10 protein-coding genes are annotated in these 14,836 nt (G+C 59.3%); 1 reads left to right on the top strand and 9 read right to left on the bottom strand.

The features are described from left to right. The first annotated feature begins 162 nt into the window (after positions 1 to 162). The gene (locus EV130_RS05780; protein ID WP_074064936.1) at positions 163 to 1,497 is read left to right on the top strand and encodes an MFS transporter; all 1,335 of its coding nucleotides are present in this window, start codon (positions 163 to 165) and stop codon (positions 1,495 to 1,497) included. 74 nt (positions 1,498 to 1,571) lie between these two features. Here the strand turns inward: EV130_RS05780 and EV130_RS05775 are convergent, their stop codons facing one another. From EV130_RS05775 to EV130_RS05735, 9 genes are all read right to left on the bottom strand, one after another. Further along, positions 1,572 to 2,042 (bottom strand): cyclic nucleotide-binding domain-containing protein, encoded by a 471-nt coding sequence (locus tag EV130_RS05775; protein WP_022716669.1) that lies wholly within the window; start codon positions 2,040 to 2,042, stop codon positions 1,572 to 1,574. Between the two features lie 104 nt (positions 2,043 to 2,146). Further along, a complete protein-coding gene (locus EV130_RS05770) occupies positions 2,147 to 4,861 on the bottom strand; it encodes an ABC transporter ATP-binding protein (RefSeq protein WP_074065700.1) in 2,715 nt (904 codons plus the stop codon). Positions 4,862 to 5,055: 194 nt separating this feature from the next. Then, positions 5,056 to 6,204 carry a glycosyltransferase family protein gene (locus EV130_RS05765; RefSeq protein WP_132659556.1) on the bottom strand — a complete coding sequence of 383 codons (1,149 nt, stop codon included), beginning with the start codon at positions 6,202 to 6,204 and terminating at the stop codon, positions 5,056 to 5,058. Next, the gene (locus EV130_RS05760) at positions 6,186 to 7,433 is read right to left on the bottom strand and encodes a glycosyltransferase family 4 protein (protein ID WP_132551645.1); all 1,248 of its coding nucleotides are present in this window, start codon (positions 7,431 to 7,433) and stop codon (positions 6,186 to 6,188) included. Before EV130_RS05760 ends, EV130_RS05765 begins: the two co-directional genes overlap by 19 nt. 11 nt (positions 7,434 to 7,444) lie before the next feature. After that, positions 7,445 to 8,653: a glycosyltransferase family protein gene (locus EV130_RS05755; protein ID WP_132551643.1), complete on the bottom strand. Its 1,209-nt coding sequence runs from the start codon at positions 8,651 to 8,653 to the stop codon at positions 7,445 to 7,447. Between the two features lie 90 nt (positions 8,654 to 8,743). Beyond that, the gene (locus EV130_RS05750; RefSeq protein WP_074064932.1) at positions 8,744 to 9,916 is read right to left on the bottom strand and encodes an ABC transporter permease; all 1,173 of its coding nucleotides are present in this window, start codon (positions 9,914 to 9,916) and stop codon (positions 8,744 to 8,746) included. Beyond that, positions 9,916 to 10,914: an ABC transporter permease gene (locus EV130_RS05745; protein WP_074064931.1), complete on the bottom strand. Its 999-nt coding sequence runs from the start codon at positions 10,912 to 10,914 to the stop codon at positions 9,916 to 9,918. Before EV130_RS05745 ends, EV130_RS05750 begins: the two co-directional genes overlap by 1 nt. 1 nt (position 10,915) lies before the next feature. After that, positions 10,916 to 12,826: an ABC transporter substrate-binding protein gene (locus EV130_RS05740; RefSeq protein WP_132659554.1), complete on the bottom strand. Its 1,911-nt coding sequence runs from the start codon at positions 12,824 to 12,826 to the stop codon at positions 10,916 to 10,918. Then, positions 12,820 to 14,715 (bottom strand): ABC transporter ATP-binding protein, encoded by a 1,896-nt coding sequence (locus EV130_RS05735; protein ID WP_074064929.1) that lies wholly within the window; start codon positions 14,713 to 14,715, stop codon positions 12,820 to 12,822. Before EV130_RS05735 ends, EV130_RS05740 begins: the two co-directional genes overlap by 7 nt. Positions 14,716 to 14,836: the final 121 nt, after the last annotated feature.

Here is a 14,836-nt window from a genome sequence, read left to right as displayed (position 1 = left end):
TGGCCAGTTTCGCCAGCCGTGCGTTGCGGATTTCGCGATCTGCATGCAGTTTTGAGAATGAATGATGAACTATTTGCGCCGTGCGGACTTGATAACCCGGCGGGTTTGATGAAGATCGTCTTGAGGCGCTTCGCAAAAGCACCTCACCGAGGGAGGCGTTAAATGGCTGAAACACAGGTACGCTACGGACCGTCATCGCGCACGCTGGAACGCGACGCACGCAGAATTCACGATGACAAGCCGGTCTCGCCGGGCAGCATCGCGATCGGCGTCGTCATCGGACGCATGTCGGAGTTTTTCGACTTCTTCGTTTTCGGCCTGGCCTCGGTTCTCGTCTTCCCGCAGCTTGTCTTTCCCTTCGCGCCGGACCGGCTGACGGCGACGCTTTATTCGTTCGCAATCTTTTCGCTTGCTTTTCTTGCCCGCCCTGTTGGTTCCGTTGTCTTCATGACCATCGACCGCTTCTACGGCCGCGGCACGAAGCTGACGATTGCGCTCTTTCTGCTCGGCGGCTCGACGGCCTCGATTGCATTTTTGCCCGGGTACAACGTAATCGGCTATTGGTCGATCGCCTTGCTTGCGCTCTTTCGTCTTGGGCAAGGCTTTGCTCTGGGCGGCGCCTGGGACGGGCTTGCTTCGTTGCTGGCGCTGAATGCGCCGGAGCGGCACCGTGGCTGGTATGCGATGATCCCGCAGCTCGGTGCGCCGATTGGTTTTGCGCTAGCGAGCGCCCTGTTCGGCTTCTTCATTGCCAATCTCTCAAACGACGATTTTCTGTCCTGGGGCTGGCGCTACCCGTTCTTCGTTGCATTCGCCATCAACGTCGTGGCCCTCTTCGCCCGCCTGCGCCTCGTCATGACGAAGGAATTCGGCACGCTCCTGGAGCAGCATGAACTGGAAGCGGCGCCTATTGTCGATGTCCTTCGCATCCACGGTCGCGATATCCTGATCGGCGCCTTCGTACCTCTGGCAAGCTTTGCGATGTTCCATCTCGTCACCATTTTTCCGCTAGGTTGGATGAGCCTTTACGGCAGTCAACCGCTCGGCACTTTCATGGTTGTGCAGATCATCGGGGCCATGGTCGGCATCGTCGCCATCATCGCATCTGGGCTGATCGCCGATCGCATCGGCCGCCGCGGTCAGCTTGCCGTCTGTGCCGTGTTGATCGCGATCTTCTCCTTCATCGGGCCGATGCTGATTGCTGCCGGTGACACCGGTCAGGACGCTTTCGTCATCATCGGCTTCGGCGTGCTTGGCCTTTCGTTCGGTCAGGCCACCGGTTCGATCTCTTCACGGTTCGGCCGCGGCTATCGCTATACGGGGGCGGCCTTCACGTCGGATCTCGCCTGGCTTGTGGGTGCGGGTTTTGCGCCGCTCGTTGCACTTGGTTTGTCCAGCCGCTTCGGCCTTCCTTTTGTCGGCTATTACCTGCTTTCGGGCGCCGTCTGCACGCTTGCCGCGCTTGCCTTCAGCAAGGCGCTGGAGCAGCGCGAATAACGATCACTGAAGGATGAGACCAACGGCCTGGCCGAGCCCGCGGGCGTTTTTCCAGGGCCGGAACTTGCTGAAAATTACTGAAGCGCCGCCTGCGGTTGCTTTGCAGCGCGTGCGGCCGTCAATTCCGCCGTCGTATGGTTCAGGCGGTCGGCAAGGACGCGCATGATCTCGACGGCAATTTCGGGGAAATCGCTGAGAAGCTTCAGGAAATGCTCCTTGCTGATGCGCAGCACTTCCAAAGGAGAGGTGGCACGGACGGTCGCGGTGCGCGACACGTCACAGAGGATGGCGATTTCGCCGACGATGGAATTAACCTCGACGTCGGCGACCTTTATGTCGCCTGCAGGCGAATTCACGAGAATGTCGGCGGTGCCGGACAGCACCACATAGGCCGCGTCGCCCGGATCGCCCTGGTGGAAAAGGTCCTGACCGGCCTTGTAGGTCATCCGATCAGAGGTGAAGGCCAAAAGCTTGAGTTTTGCCGGGGCGATCCTTGCGAAGATCGGCACCCGCCTCAGCATTTCGACTTCATCTCTCAACAGCATGAGCGTCTCACCCCCTGCCGCTTCTCCTCGCCGAAGGAGAATGCGCTTTAAAAACTCTACTGACATTCCCTCAAGAATGCCGTCTCAGTTGCTGAAATAGAATATTACGATAACAGTTCCTTGAACATCCCGTTTTTCTCGGAAAGTTCGGGATAGTTTCCAGCTTCCACTAAATCTCCGCGATTAAAAAGTAGAATTCTGTCAAATATTTCTGCAAGTCTTGCGTTAGAAAGTACCCAGATGATCGCAGGGCGTTTACCCTCCTCGTGCAGGTCTTGGACGACATTGCGGATGATTTGGTCCTGCACACGCTGATCGAGCGCGGGAAGCGGCCGGTTGAAGATGAAGTAATCCGAGCGTTTCAAAAGCGCGCGGGCAAGATTGAGTTTCTGGCGCTGAACCATCGTCAGTCGCTTACCGCCGGAACCGACGTCAAACTCAAGGCCGATCGACAACACGTCATCGTAAAGATCAAGCGCGTCGAAGAGCTCGCTCATGATGGTGCGAATACGATCGGAAGCGTCCGCCTGCTGATAGGCAATGCGGCCGAACAGCACGTTGTCCATCAGCGTTGCCGAGGAGGTGAAGCGCTCTGGATCGTACCGCTCGATCAGAACGGCCAGATCATCCGGTATATGCTCGTGAAACTGCTTGCGGGCGCTCACGATCTTGGCCATCAGTTCATCGCTCAGCAGGCCGAAGCGATGGCGTGGCTCGATATAAGCAAAGCTCAGCCGGATGATCATCGAACGCTCATCGATGCTCGCATCCTCGAACCGGCGACTCTGCAATTTTTGCAGCAGGGCCTGATAGGTCGGAATATCATCGGCGGTCATGAAGGTCAGCTGCTGGAAAAACGGGTGGTCGGGCGGCAGGTCGTGGAAGAGTTCGACGGCGTTTTCGGCGATTTCCAGGCCCATCGCATAGAGGTCGTTGCTGAGACCTGTATGGCGGAAAAGCTGCTGGAAATAGGGGTGCGCCGCAAGCTTGCGGTTGTTCATCATCGGCCGTTTCATCGTGCCGAAGAGCAGATTTTCGCCGACCGTTGCCTGAGAATTGTAGTTATCGAAATCGAAGGGTACGACGATGGCGTCGAGGCTCTCGTCCTTCATACGCTCTCGCAGCGATCGGCGCAGATCGACGATGCGACCCGCAAGCGCCACATGAACGGTTGTATCAACAGTCGAGCGGAGGGCAAGGTCGAGGATGTCCTGCGAAATCAGCACGGCATCAAGGACCGGTCGGATCGCCGTCAACAGATCGTCCGGCCCGGTGGCCCCGGCGGCGTTGTAATCGACCCAGTCGCTGTTGAGATCAAGCGTGGGGTTGCCGGCCTTTAGCGCCTCGACCGCATGCCATTTGAATTCTTGTGCTTCCTCGCCCTCGTAGTTGGGATCGGTCAGCGGTGCATGCTTGAGACCGTAAAGCAGGTTGTCGCGCAGCGTGCCGTGAAAAAAATAGCTATCGGCAGAAGCGTAGGAAATGCGACGTCCGGTAATCGATTCCGGCAGTTCCAGAAGGTCGCGGCCGTTGATGCTGATACGGCCCGAGTCCGGCCAGACGATCCGACCGAGCGCTTCGGCGAAAGCTTCCGCGCCGCTGCCGTTCGGCCCGACGATCGCCACTGTCTCGTTCGGCCTGATCTCGACCGAAACGTGGTCGACCAGGCGCGCGCCGCTATCGTCGCTGAGGGTGAGGTTGCTGACGACCAGGGCTGCCGTCAGCGGGCCGATCGCTTCTGTCGGGATTTCCTGGATGCGGCTGTCAATGAGCGGCTCGACATTGAACTGTTCATAGACCTGCTGATACTTGACCTGAACGTCCTGGCGCATCTGATCCCAGTCGATCAGTTCCTTCAACGGTCCGGGAAGATCCTTGTAGGCGCTGATGACGGCAACGAGCTGGCCGATGTCAAGGCGCCCCTGCAAGGCGAGATAGCCGCCGATCGCGTAGAACAGGAACGGCGTCACCTGCGCCAGGAAGTTGTTCAGGAACTTCACCAGAAACTTCCATTGGTAAAGGTCGTAGCGGATCGAGAAGATGAGGCCGAGACGCGTGGCAATGTCGGCGCGTTCCAGGTTCGAGGTGTCATTGCCGTGGATCGTGCCGATACCCTCGACGATCTCGCCGACGCGTCCGGAAAGCTCGCGGGCTGTCAGCTGCCGCTGGCGGCCGAGCTCGAGCAATCGTTTTCTCATGCGCGGAATGACGACTGCCTGGACGCCGACGATTGCGGCCGCAATCATGCCGAGCCAAAAGTTCTGGACAATGATGAAGGCAAGCGCCGTCAGCGCCTGTCCGCCGAGAAGCGCAGGCGAGACGAAGGCATCACCGGTGAAGCCGCCCATCGGCTCCACCTCGTCTTTGATCATCGTGGCAATTTCGGCCGATTTCACCCGCTTGAAATGGACGGGCGGGAAACGCAGCACGCGGTCGATGAGTTGGAACCTGATACGTCTTAGCATCCGCTCGCCGAGGCGGCCTTTGTAGGTATTGATGTAGAATTTGAAGAGGCCGTTGAGTACGACGAGCGCCAGGAAGACGAGGCTCAGCGCCATCAGCATCTGAAGGCGGTTGAGCTGGAACCCCTCGAAGACCTCGACATGCCCGATCAGCGGGATGTCATAGGCAAGGTGCATGAAGGTCTGGGTCGCATTCGCATTCTCGAAGCCGTCACCTTGAATCGGGCCATTGACGATCTGTTTCGGCAAATCGAAGGACAGGAAATAGGGAACCATCGAGACGGCAACGACAGCCAGAATCCAAAGCTGCTGGAGCCGCGTGTTCGACCAGATGTAGCGCGCGAGGCTTTTTTCCATGCTAACCGTCAGCCTGATTGGAAAGGGCGGGCCGGGATAGGAGGCCATTCGTAAGGGGAGATGCCGAAATCAGATTCATGCAACCGGACCGCCGGGGTATTGTAAGGAAATCAAGGCGAAGCGGATTGCTGTCGAATGCCGATTCTCGCCGGAGCGTCAGTTATATCACAGGATTTTCATAATAGGCGAGCGATTCAACCAAGCATCGAACGGATGATCGAAGCAGTTGTCTCGGCACCCGTCAGATCGAGTGTGACGTCCTTTCTGGGGGGTGCTGCAAGCACTGTTTCGACTGCCGCTGCCACATCCTCGGCGCTCAGCCCTTGTTCGGGGAGAACTGTCGCAAGACCCAGTGCCTGCAAACGCTCGGCCCGCACCGTCTGCTCCGTTTCGCCGCCGGCGACAAAGGGAACGAGGATCGAACGACAATCCGTTCGCAGCAGGTCCCCGACCGTATTGTAGCCTGCCTGCGAGATCGAGACCTTGGCGCCGCGCAGCAGCGAGGGGAAGTCCTTGCGGAAGCGTGCAAGCGTGACGTTGGCAGGTGCGGCCCGGCTCAGCCCGATGAAATCCGCCTCCGGCAGATTGGGACCGGTGACGAGCAGCCAGCGATGACTTGCCGACAGCATGGCCGCCGCGTCGCGGGCCGCGCAGATGAGCTTCAGGCCAACGGCCCCGCCACCAGCTGAGGCAATGATGTCGAAATGGTCGCTCGGAGCGTCCGCCGGTGGTGGTGCAACGAGACCGGTATATCGCACCTTGTCTGCGATTTCGGCCGTCAGCGGAAAGGTATCTTCAAGCCGCACAAAATCCGAATCACCGTGGACGAGGACGGCGTCGAAGTGTCGTTTCACCAGGTCGACGGTTTCCTCGTCCCGGCCCGGCTTGCGGTTTTCCTGAAGGATGTCGCGCACCGAACTGAAGAGCTTGGGCTTCGGATCCGTCCCTCCGATCATATCGAGCAGCGGCAGCAGTTCGAAGCGCATCTGACGCCTGCCAAAAGGGAAGGCCTCGGTGATGACGGCATGCGGCCGCACCTCCTGAAATGCGGCAAGCAGCAGGTCGCGCCGTCTTGACAGAAAGCCGTCGCTGGCGACATTGCCGTTGGCGTCCGCAAGACCCGAAAAGCCGGCATTGCTGGCAACGACCGGCGGCAAGGCCAGGGTCTTTATTCCTGGGCCGGGAAAGCCTGGAACCGCTAATCCGCCCGTTGCGACCGTTACGTCAAAACCGTCCTTGACCAATGCGTCGGCAATGCGGCTTGCGCGCGCGATGTGGCCGATGCCGAGCAGGTGCTGGACATAAAAGAGGATGCGGTTTGCGCTCATGAGGGTTGTTGCCATTCCTCTTCGAAGAGATCTATCAGCTGCCTTATGCCGGAATGGTAGTCGAAATGCTCGCGCACGCGTTTTTCCGCCGCCTCGCCCAGGCGTCTTCGCAGCGCTGGATCGCGCATTGCTGCCTCAAGCGCGCCGGCGAGCGCCATCGGATCTTCCTGTGGAACGACGAGACCGTTCTCGTCGTTCGTCAGCAGTTCCGGCACGCCTGAAACATCGGTCGAAACGCACATCAGCCGCTGGCTCGACGCCTCGACCAGCACGTTTGGCAATCCATCCCTATCGCCGTTGGCTGCAATGCGGCAGGCAAGCGCAAACAGGTCGGCGTTGCGGTAATGGGCGAGCACCTCCTCCTGCGCCATCGCGCCTTTCCAGGTGATGCTGCCGGTAAGCCCGAGTTGTGCAGCGAGCGCCTTCAATCTGGCCAGGTCGTCACCGCCGCCGATGTGTTCGAAACGCCAGTTGAGGCTTTCCGGAAGCAGGGCGAGGGCGCGCAGCAGTACGTCGTAGCCCTTCTTTTCGACGGCTCGGCCGACGCTCAACAGAAGAACCGGGTCGGAAGGATCGCTGCCATCGCGGTTGGAGTGCTGGCCTTCGAAACGGCTGAAGCGGGCCAGATCAAGGCCGTGATAGCTGAGGTGCACCGCCTCGGGCCGCCCCGTCAGGCTTCGCATATGCTCAAAGCCGCTCCTCGTGCACGTTACCGCCCAGCGTGCGGTGCCAAGCTTGGTGTTAAGCTCCCAGTCGGGTGACGTCCAAATATCCTTCGCATGGGCTGAGACGGTCCAGGGCACGCCTGTGAGAATGCTTGCGTAATCGGTGACAGAAGCAGGTGTATGGATGAAATGTGCGTGCAGCCACTGGCCGTTGTCCGGCCACTCGCGGGCAAGCACGAGTGCCTGGCCGAGGCGGCGCAAGCGGTTGCGGGACATATCGCGTGGCAGATCGGTCAGAAAGCGTTTCATCAACGCCATGAAACCAGGCTTTCCAAACCCTGCAAACAGCCCCTTTAGGACGCGCAGCGGCTCTTCGTGCAGGTATTCCGGCAGGTAGACGACTCGCGCCTTGATCTCGTCGTGCACCGGGTGGCGTTTCGTGTCGGTCGGCCGCCTCATCGAAATCAGCGTCAGATGGAAGCCTGCCTTTTCCAGCCCCAGCAGCTCTTGGGCAATGAAGGTTTCGGAAAGGCGCGGATAGCCTTTCAGCACGACGAGAATCCTGCGACGCTCCGGCAAGGCTGTGATCTTTATTCTGCGCCGACGACGGCAAGATGGCTGCCGCGATTGTCGAGCCAGTGGCCGACTGTCTGCGAAATATGGTCGAGCCCTTGAAGTTGCATGTCGCGTCCGCTCTTTGATGGTGGCAGGCGTTGCGGCAGCCGTTTCAGCGCCTCTGCCATGATGGCCGGATCGGCCGACTGGTCGGGCAGAAGCACGTCCACCAGGCCGAGTTCGCTGGCGCGCTGGGCACGCAGCAGCTGCTCTTCCCGCGGCTTGACCCGCGGCACGACGAGCGCCGGCTTGTCGAAGGACAGGATTTCGCAATAGGTGTTGTAGCCGCCCATGGCAACGACGCCTGTGGCGCCGACCATGAGTTCTTCCATGTGGTTGTCGAACTCGATCACTTCGATATAGGGGATCTTTTCGCCTTTCCTGACGAGCTTCGAGCGCTCGGCTGCCGGCATGTAGGGTCCGAGCACGACCAGCGCCTTCTGCTCAAGCGTCGCATCATGCTCGTAGGCGTTCATCACGTCATGTACGAGGTCGGAACCATCGCCGCCCCCGCCGGTGGTGACGAGGATGTAATCGTCCTGGCGCGCGTTGACCGAAGTCTTGCCGACCGACACGCTGCGTTGCAGGAAGCCGACGAAGTCCATCTTCCGGCGCACGCTGTGGGGAACATCGAGGCCGATCAGCGGATCGTAGAAATCAGGCGGCCCGTAGACCCAGACGCTGTCGTAATACTGGTCGATCTTCTGCATGATGCCGTTCCTCTTCCACTCGGCATCGAGCAGATGCGGCGCATCCATGATCTCGCGCAGACCGAGCACCAATGTCGTGCCCCGTGCCTTCAGGTAAGCAAGCGTGTCCTCGATCTCACCTTTGAGGCCCATCGGCTCCTTGTCGACGATGAAGATGTCGGGTTGAAATGTCTCCGCCGTATGGCGGATGCTCGATTCGCGCATCTTCAGCGTTTCGTGAAGGTCGATGTGGCTCGCCATCGAAGTATATTCGCCGTTGTGAAGCTTGATTACGCTGGGGATCTTCACGAAGTCGACACGCGCCCGGTAGTCGAACGCACCGGCAATCGTCGCGCCGGAAATGATCAGTACATTAAGACCACGATAATCCTCAACGAGCGCATGTGCAATTGTCCGACAGCGGCGCAGGTGACCGAGGCCGAACGTATCGTGGCTGTACATCAAAATGCGAGCATCTTCCACGCGCCTGGCCATGGGTACTTCCTTCGGGGCGAACGACATAGTTAAGCCCCCAGTCTTCCGGAGGGGACAGGGCGGAGCGGCAAAGCTCCACCAGGTCTGCTGCTATTTGTAGGGATCTGCTGCATCGCGCAACCCATCTCCCAGAAAGTTGAAGGCCAAAATGACGAGAACCACTGGAATAATCGGGAAAAGCAGCCACGGATAAAAGGCAATGACGCTGACGCTCTTGGCCTCGGTGAGCAAGATACCCCAGCTGGTGATCGGCGGGCGAAGGCCAAGACCCAGGAATGAAAGCGCCGTTTCGCCGAGGATCATGCCTGGGATCGAGATCGTCGCCGAGGCAATCAGATGCGACATGAAGCCGGGAACAAGGTGGCGCGCGATGACGCGGGGCGTGCTTGCCCCCATCAGCTGGGCAGCCTGCACATAATCTTCTTCGCGCAGCGCCAGAAGCTTGGAACGCACAGCACGCGCAAGCCCGGTCCAATCGATGATGCCAAGGATTACGGTAATGCCGAAATAGATGACGATCGGGCTCCACGTCACCGGCATGATGGCTGCAAGAGCCATCCAAAGCGGTAGGCTCGGCAGCGACTGCAGCACCTCGATCACCCGTTGGACGATCAGGTCGAAGACGCCGCCCCAATAGCCGGCAAGGCCGCCGATGACGATGCCGAGCACGAAGCTGATTGCGATACCGAGCAGGCCGATCGTCAACGAGATCCGGGCGCCGTAGAGGATGCGCGACAGCACGTCGCGGCCGAGGCGATCGGTGCCGAGCAGATACATCTGGCCGGCTTGTGACGGGCAGACGAGATGCAGATCGGACTGAACGATGCCCCAAAACCTATAGGAATCGCCACGGCAAAAGAAGCGGATTGGCTGAACGTCGTTCGGATTGTCGGTGTAGACCCGCCGCAGCGTATCAAGGTCAAGCTGCATCGTGCGGCCATAGACGAAGGGACCGACGAACTCGCCCTTGTCGAAGAAATGCACAGGCTGGGGCGGGGAATGGATGAAGTCGACATTGCGCGTGTGCAGGCCGTAAGGCGCCAGAAATTCAATGACCAGTATCATCAGATAAACGACAAGCAAAAAAATGCCGGAAGCCAGCGCCAGACGGTGCTGCTTGAACTTCCACCACATCAGCTGCTTTTGGGAAGCCAGGTGAATACGCGAACTGGCAGCCGTCATGGATTCCGTGGCGATGGGATCGAACGGTGCGTTCGAGACATAATGCTGCAAGGGAGCGCCGGGCGGTGGCAAGGGCGACATTATTTGGTGCTCCTGCCTTGCAGACGGATGCGTGGATCGAGGAAGCCGAGGGCGATATCGGAAATCAACACGCCTATGACGTTCAGGAAGGCAAGGAACATCAGGAACGAACCGGCAAGATACATGTCCTGGCTCTGCAGAGCCTTGATCAGCATCGGGCCGGTCGTCTCGAGCGACAGCACGATTGCGACAATCTCGGCGCCGGAGATGATCGACGGCAGGATCGAACCGATGTCGGCGACAAAGAAGTTGAGCGCCATGCGCAGCGGATACTTGATGAGCGCACGGGTCGGATGAAGACCTTTGGCGCGCGCAGTCGTGACATATTGCTTCTGCATCTCATCCAGCAGATTGGCACGAAGGCGGCGGATCATGCCGGCGGTACCGGCCGTGCCGACGATGATGACAGGGATCCACAGGTGCGACAGGATCGATCGCGCCTTCTCCCAACTCATGGGCTCGGAGAGATATTTCTGGTCCATCAGATGACCGATCGAGATGCCGAACCAGATATTGGCGAAATACATCAGGATGAGTGCCAGCATGAAGTTCGGAATGGCAATGCCGAGCAACCCGAGAAACGTCAGGCCGTAGTCGCTCCAGCTATACTGATGGGTAGCGGAATAGATGCCGATCGGAAAAGCGATCAGCCACGTCACCAGGATGGTCGTGAAGGAAACGAGAATTGTCAGCCACAGGCGGTCGCCGACCACTGCGGAAACCGGCAGCTGGTATTCGAACGAATAGCCGAAATCGCCGTGCAGCATGCCGCCGACCCAATAAAAGTAACGGACGATCGCCGGTTTGTCGAAACCGTATTGCTGCCGCAGCTCTTCGATTTCCTGCAGGTTCGCGCTCTCGCCCTGCGCGCGCAACTCGGCGATCTGGCTTTCGAAGAAATCGCCCGGCGGCAACTCGATGATCGTAAAGACGAGCGCCGAGATCACGAGCAGGGTTGGGACCATGGCGGCAATCCGCCATAGAATGTATCTCAGCACGTCACGTCTCCTTCAGCCAGAACGCATCCGGCATGTAAATGCCGAGATAAGACGTTGGATCGAAGCCGTAGAGGGCACGCTCCGGCACGTTCTGCATCTTGGCAGAATGCAAGATCGGCTGCAGCGCGCCATTGATGAGCCCAATCGAAAACACCTGCTGGGTATAGATCGACAGCATCTTGTGCCAGATCGCTTCGCGCTCGCGGAAGTCGGCAGTGGCACCCCACTGTTTCAGTAGGTCGACGAGCTCGGCCGCCTCAGGCAGGTCGGGCGCGCTGCCCTCCTGTCCGGCAGATAGATAGTACATGCCCCAGATCGGCCATTGCAGTTGATCGTCAACGGTCGGCGCCAGCTGGCTTGGCGCCATGTCGGCGGTCGGAACGCCGTTTTCGATGCCGAACCACGTCGACATCAAGATCGTGCCGCTCATGGCGCGGCTCTGGAAAACGTCACGCTGCGACGTTCGCGTATAGAGCGCAAGCCCGATATTCTTCCAATGATCGTGGACGAGTTCGAGCACGTCGGTGTCGAGTGTGCTTTCGCCGGCGGTTTCGACGGTGATTTCGGCTCGCCGTCCGTCCGGCAGCAGACGGAAGCCTTCGCCGTCACGCGCGTGGAGACCCATTTCGTCAAGCAGGCGGTTAGCTTCATCCGGATCGAACTGAATGAAGGCGTCGGCGTATTCTTGCTTATAAAGCGGGCTGTCTCGCAAAACGGTGTCGGCGCTCGGCTTGCCGAGCCCGTAGAAGGCGACCATGTTGATTTCGTGCCGGTCGATCGAGAGTGAGAGCGCCCGGCGGAAGCGAACGTCGCGGAAGAGCTTGCGCCAGGTTTCGTCGGCGCAATTGAGGTTCGGGAGCAGCGCGATCCGCGATCCGCGCGCCTGTTTCCACAGATTGACCTTGACCGGAAAACGCTTCTCGGCCTCTTTGAGGAAGGTATAGTCGTTGAAGTCAATGCCGGTCGCCTGCAGGTCGGATTCCCCCGCACCCGCTTTGGCCGCGATGATCGAAGACGAGCTGACGTTCAGGATGAAGCGGTCGATATAGGGCAGTTGCATGCCGTTTTCATCGACGCGATGGAAGAACGGATTGCGCACGAAAACGAATTGGTCTGCTGGCGGTGCTGTCGTGTTGCGCCACGGATCAAGCGTCGGCAGCTGCGGATTTTCCGGACGCGAGGCGCGCGACATCTTGATATGCAGATCAACCCACTTCTTCACCCGGTTTTCCTGCATCAGGGCCGAAAGGCGGAAGTCATCCTGGTATTTCTTGTGGAACTGCTTGAGGTAATGGGCTGGACCGAAGATCACGAGCGGCAACGGGCCGGCAAGCGCCGGCAGGAAATTCGGGTTGGGCTTATCCCAACTGTAGCGGACGGTGATTTCGTCCAGCACCTCGAAATGCGGAAGCACGCCGTGCGGGCGCAGCTCAAGCGCCCCGCCGCCGGGCGTCAGGGATTTGTCGGAAATAACGTCTTCCCACCAGTAACGGAAATCGTCGGCCGTGAAGGGATGCCCATCGGACCACTTGTGGCCCTCGCGCAGGTGGAAGGTGAAGATGCTATCGTTTTCCGATGTGTAACCGCCGAGAATATCGGCCTGGAACCGCAGGTGCTTGTCATATCCGACAAGGCGCGAATAGCCGTAAACGGTCATGTAGCGGATGTCGCGGGCGGCGCCGATGATGGTGCGCACGGAACCGCCGTAGACGCCGGGCGTCAGACCGGCCCCTTTCATGTTGATGATGCGCGGATGCTTCGGCAATCGCTCGGGCATCGGCGGGATGCGATCTGCTATCAAGAGGTCACGCAGGAATTCAGGCTCTATATCGCGGTCGCCCATATCACGTGCAGCAGCCGGTCCGACGGCTGCGCCAAGAAGACCGCCGAGAAAGGTTCGGCGCGTTACCATGCACGCAGTTCCTTTGCATCTGCACCCTTGCGGGCGCGTACCAGATGACCGTTGCCGAGATCGGCGTAAGCTAGCTCCGACGCATCGTCATGTTCGGCGGTAAAGGTGAAGCCCCAGTTCTGTTTGTCGGCGGCGCCATTTTTTTGCAAGGCTTCGAAATCGAGCGGCCGGTCGAGATCGGGGAAGGGGACGGCGGCAAGCAGCGATCTCGTGTAGGGATGCACCGGATCGCGCAAGATGATCTCGCGCGGGGCGATTTCGACGATGCGGCCCTTGCACATCACGGCGATGCGATCGGCCATATAGTCGACGACGGCGAGATTGTGCGAAATGAAGAGGTAGGTCAGGCCGAGTTCTTTTTGCAGATCCTTGAGAAGATTGAGGATTTGCGCCTGCACGGAAACGTCGAGGGCCGAGACCGGTTCGTCCAGGATGATAAGTTTGGGACCAAGAGCCAGGGCCCGGGCAATACCGATGCGCTGGCGTTGGCCGCCCGAGAAGCTGTGCGGATAGCGGCTCAGGTAACGCCGGTCGAGGCCGATCGCGCCCATTAGCGCTTCGACCTTCTGCTTGCGTTCGGCATTGTCCCCGCGATCGTGGATTTCGAGCGGCTCGCTCAGGATGTTGCGCACCGTCATGCGCGGCGACAGCGACGAAACCGGATCCTGAAACACCATCTGGATCTTGGTACGCAGCGCCTGCAAATCATCGCCCTTGACGGCAAGAACGTCGATCACGTCCTTGCCATCATTGAAGATCACAGAGCCGCCATCGGGCGTGATTGCGCGCATCAGGATCTTGCTGACGGTAGTCTTGCCGCAGCCCGATTCGCCGACGAGCCCCAGACACTCGCCGCGTCGGATATCGAAACTGACGTCATCGACCGCCCGCATGACTGCCGCTTCGCCTCTGCTGAAAAGACTGCGCTTGCGCGTCGCAAACGTCTTGGAGAGATTGTTGACCGAAAGCAAAAGCTCCGGTCCGCTGGCACCCACCATTCGCTCCTTGCCGAGGAACGATTCCAGATTGACCGGAACATCACGCAGTGCTTTCAGCCGCTCGCCCGGCTTCATGTCAAAATGCGGCACCGCAGCCATGAGGCCCTTGAGATATGGATGCTGCGGATCGCGAAATATCGAATTGACGGGTCCAGCTTCCATGATTTCGCCGTGATAGATCACGACGACCTCGTCTGCCATGTTGGCGACGACGCCGAGATCGTGAGTGATGAGCAGCATCGCCATGCCGAGCTTATGCTGGAGGTCGCGCAGCAGCTCGAGAATTTGCGCCTGGATCGTCACGTCGAGGGCTGTGGTCGGCTCGTCGGCGATCAGCAGAGCGGGGCTGCAGATCAGCGCCATTGCAATCATCGCGCGTTGTCGCATGCCACCTGAAAGCTCGAACGGATACATCTCGTATGTGCGGTGCGGATTGGCAAACCCGACGAGGCCGAGCATTTCCTCGGTTCTTTCGCGTGCCTCGATCTTGTTTGCATCCGTGTGGATCAGCAACACCTCGCTGATCTGGTTGCCGATCGTGTGGAGCGGCGAGAGCGACGTCATCGGCTCCTGGAAGATCGTCGCCATGCGCTTGCCGCGCAAATCCCGCATTTCCTCGCTGTCGCGGCCGAACTGCAGGATATCGGTGGTCTCGCCGTTGAGCGGATCGGTGAAGAGAATGCGGCCGCTCGCCTTTGCGGCGTTCGGCAGGATGCCCATGATCGACTGGCTGATGACCGATTTACCCGAGCCAGATTCGCCGACAAGTGCGGTCACCTTGCCCGGAAGAATGCGCAGTTCAGCATTCTTTACGACGCGCAGCTTGTCCCCGAACACTGAGAATGAGACGTCGAGATTTTCGATACGCAATAAGTCGGACGCGGACGCCATACCAACGATATTCCCCAGTCTCTTTTGTGTTCCCGTTAAGGCACACTATCGTACCGCAATCGGGGTGTCCAGTTGATGACAAGGCATGCGGAACCGATCAGGTTTCGTCTGATTTACAAAA

This window comes from Rhizobium azibense, assembly GCF_004342325.1.
In the GTDB taxonomy this organism is placed as follows: Bacteria; Pseudomonadota; Alphaproteobacteria; order Rhizobiales; family Rhizobiaceae; genus Rhizobium; species Rhizobium etli_B.
This window is presented reverse-complemented; position numbering and strand designations above follow the sequence as displayed.